This window comes from Acidovorax sp. 56, from assembly GCF_002749705.1.
Lineage (GTDB): Bacteria > Pseudomonadota > Gammaproteobacteria > Burkholderiales > Burkholderiaceae_C > Acidovorax.
The window spans coordinates 1,273,504-1,280,000 of record NZ_PEEV01000001.1; the positions used below are offsets into that span (position 1 = coordinate 1,273,504).

At 51.2% G+C, this 6,497-nt stretch carries 4 protein-coding genes and 2 rRNA genes (1 of these 6 running past the window's edge); all 6 read right to left on the reverse strand.

Going from position 1 to position 6,497, the window contains the following annotated elements; genetic code table 11:
• Positions 1 to 18 precede the first annotated feature (18 nt).
• On the reverse strand, positions 19 to 561 hold the full coding sequence (gene def / locus CLU88_RS05495; protein ID WP_099655731.1) for a peptide deformylase: 543 nt from the start codon (positions 559 to 561) through the stop codon (positions 19 to 21).
• Positions 562 to 628: 67 nt separating this feature from the next.
• Positions 629 to 1,558, reverse strand: a complete 930-nt coding sequence (locus CLU88_RS05500; RefSeq protein WP_099655732.1) for an adenylate/guanylate cyclase domain-containing protein — start codon at positions 1,556 to 1,558, stop codon at positions 629 to 631.
• A 224-nt stretch (positions 1,559 to 1,782) separates the two neighbouring features.
• Positions 1,783 to 2,757: an LD-carboxypeptidase gene (locus tag CLU88_RS05505; RefSeq protein ID WP_099655733.1), complete on the reverse strand. Its 975-nt coding sequence runs from the start codon at positions 2,755 to 2,757 to the stop codon at positions 1,783 to 1,785.
• 55 nt (positions 2,758 to 2,812) lie between these two features.
• Positions 2,813 to 4,063 (reverse strand): tRNA adenosine(34) deaminase TadA, encoded by a 1,251-nt coding sequence (gene tadA, locus CLU88_RS05510; protein ID WP_099655734.1) that lies wholly within the window; start codon positions 4,061 to 4,063, stop codon positions 2,813 to 2,815.
• 91 nt (positions 4,064 to 4,154) lie between these two features.
• Positions 4,155 to 4,267 (reverse strand): 5S ribosomal RNA (gene rrf, locus CLU88_RS05515).
• A 153-nt stretch (positions 4,268 to 4,420) separates the two neighbouring features.
• Positions 4,421 to 6,497, reverse strand: a 23S ribosomal RNA gene (locus tag CLU88_RS05520); it runs 802 nt beyond the window's last position.

Consider the following 6,497-nt stretch of genomic DNA (forward strand, 5'->3'; position numbering starts at 1 on the left):
ATTTGCGATGGCTATGCCTCAGTCATCAGCGTCTGCGGCCCCCAGTTCGGGAAAGAGCACCTCGGTGTAGCCAAACTGGGTGAAATCCCGCACCCGCATCGGGTAAAGCTTCCCCCACAAGTGATCGCACTCGTGCTGCACCACCCTGGCATGAAATCCCTCCACCTCTCGATCAATCGGATCACCATAGGGGTCAAAGCCTGTGTAGCGTACGCGCTGCCAACGCGGAACCTTGCCCCGCAAACCAGGCACCGATAGGCAGCCTTCCCAGTCTTCTTCCTCGGCGTCCCCAACAGACGTGATCACCGGATTCACCAGTACGGTGAGGGGAACCAATGGCCTGTCTGGGTAACGGGGATTGCGTTGCTCGGAGCCAAAAACAACGACCTGAAGATCCACACCAATTTGAGGCGCCGCCAACCCAGCTCCATTCACGGAACGCATCGTCTCCCACAAATCACGTACCAGCAGGTGAAGCCCATCGGTATCGAATTGGGACACAGGGCTTGCGATCTTCAGAAGTCGCGGGTCTCCCATTTTGAGAATAGTGTGGATGCTCATAAAAACCTAATTTGGAGATAAAACGGCACGACGAGAAGCAGGGTTGCGGCATGCAACAGGGCCAGCCCTAACCCAAGTGCATGCGGCTGCCGGCCACGTGGAAAGCCACCGTCGGGGCCTTGGGGTCTGAAAATGAAACGCCGAGGGATATTTCGCCCGTGCCGTGCAAGATGCAAGCATCACGGCGAAGTCGCACATGCGAGTCACTGCCATCAAACCGCACCCAGGTACCAAAGCTGCTCAAATCCGTCAGCAAAAAACCGCTGTTGCGCCAGTCAATGCGTGCATGCAACCTTGAAACCCGCAAATCATTAATGCACAACTGTGCATGAGTGGCTCGGCCGATATGCACAGGGGCTTCATTTGAAGCGAAAGTGGCATCCAAACCATGCCAGCTGAACTGTATGGACCCCAAAATGGAATCCACCGGGGCCAGCTGGCTAGCCAGCCCAGCCTGCATGGTCAGCGAGTCTGGCTCCTGGTCTTGGCGCCACTCGACTTGGTAAAGCATGGCGGGTTCCGCTTTGCCGCGAATGTCCATCATGCCGAGTTTGCGAAACCAAACGGCAGGTGCGGCGCCAGCCAGCAACACTGCCATTTCTGTTGCCCAAATCTCCCCTGGTCCAGAGCGCTCGCACAGTCTGGCAGCCACATTGACCGCATCACCATAACAGTCGCCGTCGACCTCGACAATCTCACCCGTAGCTACCCCGACACGAATATCCATCCGCAGTGGATAAGGCCAACGTGCAAGCCTTTGTTCATGGGCTTGGAGCATGTCTGCAGTCGCTGCAACGGCGCCAGCGGCATCCCCGAACACCCCCAGAACACCGTCACCCAGCTTTTTCACCACCCTACCTGAATGGGATTGAATTGAAACACTGATCCACTGAGTCAACTGGGCAACCGCAGCGGCAGCACGCTCGTTACCCAGTGTCTCGTACAGCGCCACACTGCCGGAAATATCGGCAAACACAACCGTTGTCAAAACGGTCATGGCCGCAGGTTCACACAAATCGTCATGCAGCCCAGTTTAGTACATGGACCGTCGGCTGTAGTGGTCGCATCCGCGAGAAATGGCAAAGTCAGGGATTAGAAAACCACAAAACGGCTAAGCGTACTTCAGAAAAAGCCCAAGGGCCCGGGGCCCAAAACAAAGCGAGAGATCTTTGCAAGCAAAGATGAGATTGCAAACAATTGCAAAGCAATGGTCATCCTTAACTAGTGGGTGTGGCCCCAATACAAAAGGGCGTCACGCCCTTCAACGGATAAGGAAACCTTAGCACCAACAGGTAAAAGCACTTTGGTTGGCACATGACCAAATGGCAAATTAGTCAGTACAGGCACAGAAACTTTGGTGCGCAGCCAGTCGACTACCGATTGAAATTTAAAGCCTTTGTCATGAGGGGCAAGCTTGTATCCATTGAACTGCCCCAACACTATTGCCTTTTGCTTTGCAAGCACGCCTGAATGCAGCAACTGGGTCAACATACGCTCAATCCGATAAGGATGCTCTCCAATATCTTCCACGAAAAGGATCCCTCCCTTTATGGACGGGAAATAAGGCGTTCCAATCAATCCAGTCAGCACCGCCAAGTTCCCACCCCAAAGGGTAGCTTTTTTGATATAAAAATCGCTTGATTCAACTTCAGCCAAAGATTTTCCACGAGGAAGACGCCACCCTGCCCCCTCGCCATGGCCAGTCAACAGATCATCAAAGCAAGCCTCCATGATGTCATCTGGAGTTCCTTCCACACCGAAATCGGTGATCAAAGACGGTCCAGCCCACGTCACATCACCTGTTTTCGCAAGCACCGCCGACTGAAAGGCGGTGAAATCACTGAGACCGACAAATTTTGTGCCTGCGCCGATAGCTTTACCCACTGCCTTGTAGTCAATCTCTGAAAGCAAACGAGTCAGCCCATAAGCGCCACGGGTAATCAGGGCTACGTCTGCGCCACTGGCTGCAGCCCTATGAATCGCAGCCAAGCGCGTCTGGTCATCTCCAGCAAAGCGGGTGTACACAGCACGCGCATCTTGATCAATCTCTACCTCGTGGCCCAAAGCTTCCAGACGAGCGACTCCCCTCTCAAAAGCCAACTTGTCACGAATGGCTCCAGCGGGGGAGTAGATATAAATATGCTTCGGCCCATGATCATGATGACAACACAGTTGATTATGGCTATTTTGCTTCACAAAATTTAGATCAAAAGATCTACTCCGTTTATTTTAAAATACCGAATTATTAAATTTAAAGCGAAATGAAATAACTTTTCACTTTAATTAAAAAATTATCAAAACTGGATTCATTTATTTTGTCAAACGATTCGAAATCAATATTTTTTTGAAAAAAATTCAAATTCAAATCAGAATCATCACCAACGCAAAAAAGCTTTTTTACATTAAAAAAATCAGGCATTGGTGATTTAAAAAATGGTTCACGTTCAATCTCCTTCTGTATCTTAAGAAATACGCGAGGAGCAGCCCGATGCCCTCTATCAGGAAATGGGGCATCGTTTATAAGCATCGAATCTGGAGAGCGACCGTACTCAATTCCGTCAGCAAAAACAAGGATGCCTTCAACATAAGAGGCAATTTCTGCACAGAGCAAGAGTCCTACTCCCTCATCCCAGCCGTCTAAAACAAGGACCAAACGCTTTAGCTGTAATCGTTCCACGAAGTCTAGCAACACCTGCTGGTGGCGCTCAATCTGATGGAACGATTCTTTTTTAGGCTTGTCACTGCGCCCAAATCCTATCAAATCGGGGGCAACAACGCGGACCGAGGGTAATAACTCGGACAGCAATCCATTGAAAACATAGCTCCAGCGCAATGAGGAATGCAAACAAAGCCACGTGATTGAGGCGTCCGATGGCCCTTGGTCAACGTAGTGCATACGTAAACCAGATAGGCTGGGCAAATCGCTTAGATAAGCAGAGGCGTGCAGGGGGTAGGAGCCAAGCCCCGCAAATGCAGAATCCGGAGTTCTGAGGGCATCGTCTCGCAAAACGGGGCGCTGAGACTCTTTTGCGCGAGCCTGCTGGCGTCGCTTAGTGAAAAAATCAACAAGCAATGCGCTGCAGCGATCCGCCAGAACACCCCCACAGATTTTGGTTTGGTGATTCAGAGCAGGCAGCGAAAAGAGATTAATCACAGAGCCCGCAGCACCAGTTTTCGGCTCCGCGGCACCAAAAACGACTCTACTGATACGTCCGTTGAAAATAGCGCCAGAGCACATGACACACGGCTCAAGCGTCACATACAAAGTACATCCCTCAAGACGGTAGTTGCCCAAAATTTGTGCAGCAGCCCGCAATGCAAGCACCTCGGCATGTGCTGTTGGATCACCTAGCGCTACAGGAGCATTGCGCCCTTTCGCAATAAGTTGACCATCTTTGACCACGACTGCACCTACGGGAATCTCTCCATCCCTGGCGGCTGACTCTGCCTCCTGCAGCGCCATATTCATCCAAAACTCATCCGAATAATTTGGAGCAGTCATTTAGATAAATAGCAAATGGCTAGAGAATATCTGAGTACCAAACGCAAAACCCCCCAATCCTTATGGACTGGGGGGTATTGGGGCTATAAGAGCCTGACGATGACCTACTTTCACACGGGAACCCGCACTATCATCGGCGCAAAGTCGTTTCACTGTCCTGTTCGGGATGGGAAGGAGTGGTACCAACTTGCTATGGTCATCAGGCATAACTTGGTGCTGGGCTGTTCATGGAACAGCCTAGCGAATTCATAGAGTTTGGAATCAGATTTTATGTGTTTTGACTGCGTCAACTTGGCATAACAATCTTTGAGCTTTTCACACAAGCATGACTGCTTGAGCGTTGGCTATCAAAGTTATAGGGTCAAGCCTCACGAGCAATTAGTATCAGTTAGCTTAACGCATTACTGCGCTTCCACACCTGACCTATCAACGTCCTGGTCTTGAACGACTCTTTAGGGGGCTCAAGGCCCCGGCAGATCTCATCTTGAAACGAGTTTCCCGCTTAGATGCTTTCAGCGGTTATCTCTTCCACACTTAGCTACTCGGCAATGCCACTGGCGTGACAACCGATACACCAGAGGTGTGTCCACTCCGGTCCTCTCGTACTAGGAGCAGGCTTCCTCAAATCTGCAGCGCCCACGGAAGATAGGGACCAAACTGTCTCACGACGTTTTAAACCCAGCTCACGTACCTCTTTAAATGGCGAACAGCCATACCCTTGGGACCGGCTACAGCCCCAGGATGAGATGAGCCGACATCGAGGTGCCAAACACCGCCGTCGATATGAACTCTTGGGCGGTATCAGCCTGTTATCCCCAGAGTACCTTTTATCCGTTGAGCGATGGCCCTTCCATACAGAACCACCGGATCACTATGTCCTGCTTTCGCATCTGCTCGACTTGTCAGTCTCGCAGTTAAGCACGCTTATGCCATTGCACTATCGTCACGATGTCCGACCGTAACTAGCGTACCTTCGAACTCCTCCGTTACGCTTTGGGAGGAGACCGCCCCAGTCAAACTGCCTACCATGCACTGTCCCCGATCCAGATAATGGACCTAGGTTAGAACCTCAAACACACCAGGGTGGTATTTCAACGTTGGCTCCATGAGAACTAGCGTCCTCACTTCAAAGCCTCCCACCTATCCTACACAGATCTGTTCAAAGTCCAATACAAAGCTACAGTAAAGGTTCATGGGGTCTTTCCGTCTTTCCGCGGGGAGATTGCATCATCACAAACATTTCAACTTCGCTGAGTCTCAGGAGGAGACAGTGTGGCCATCGTTACGCCATTCGTGCAGGTCGGAACTTACCCGACAAGGAATTTCGCTACCTTAGGACCGTTATAGTTACGGCCGCCGTTTACTGGGACTTCAATCAAGAGCTTGCACCCCATCATTTAATCTTCCAGCACCGGGCAGGCGTCACACCCTATACGTCCACTTTCGTGTTTGCAGAGTGCTGTGTTTTTATTAAACAGTCGCAGCCACCGATTTTTTGCAACCCCTTTGGGCTCCCTCTGTACGAGTTCACCTACTTGGGGCATACCTTCTCCCGAAGTTACGGTATCAATTTGCCGAGTTCCTTCTCCTGAGTTCTCTCAAGCGCCTTAGAATACTCATCTCGCGCACCAGTGTCGGTTTGCGGTACGGTCGTCAATAGCTGAAGCTTAGTGGCTTTTCCTGGAAGCAGGGTATCACTCACTTCGTCTGCAAGCAGACTCGTTATCACCCCTCATCTAAGCCCGGCGGATTTGCCTACCAGGCACGACTACAGGCTTGAACCAACATATCCAACAGTTGGCTGAGCTAACCTTCTCCGTCCCCACATCGCACTATTGATCGGTACAGGAATATTGACCTGTTTCCCATCAGCTACGCATCTCTGCCTCGCCTTAGGGGCCGACTCACTCTACGCCGATGAACGTTGCGTAGAAAACCTTGCGCTTACGGCGAGGGGGCTTTTCACCCCCTTTAACGCTACTCATGTCAGCATTCGCACTTCTGATACCTCCAGCATCCGTTACCAGACACCTTCACAGGCCTACAGAACGCTCTCCTACCACGTGCAATAAATTGCACATCCGCAGCTTCGGTAACTGGCTTAGCCCCGTTACATCTTCCGCGCAGGACGACTCGATCAGTGAGCTATTACGCTTTCTTTAAATGATGGCTGCTTCTAAGCCAACATCCTGACTGTTTTAGCCTTCCCACTTCGTTTCCCACTTAGCCAATTTTAGGGACCTTAGCTGGCGGTCTGGGTTGTTTCCCTCTTGAGTCCGGACGTTAGCACCCGGTGCTCTGTCTCCCAAGCTGTACTCGTCGGTATTCGGAGTTTGCATAGGTTTGGTAAGTCGCCATGACCCCCTAGCCTAAACAGTGCTCTACCCCCGACGGTAATACTTGAGGCACTACCTAAATAGTTTTCGGAGAGAAC

Coding starts and splice junctions, on each gene's coding strand:
- def (WP_099655731.1), bottom strand. CDS start 561: ATGAGCATCCACACTATTCTCAAAATGGGAGACCCGCGACTTCTGAAG.
- tadA (WP_099655734.1), bottom strand. CDS start 4,063: ATGACTGCTCCAAATTATTCGGATGAGTTTTGGATGAATATGGCGCTG.
- CLU88_RS05500 (WP_099655732.1), bottom strand. CDS start 1,558: ATGACCGTTTTGACAACGGTTGTGTTTGCCGATATTTCCGGCAGTGTG.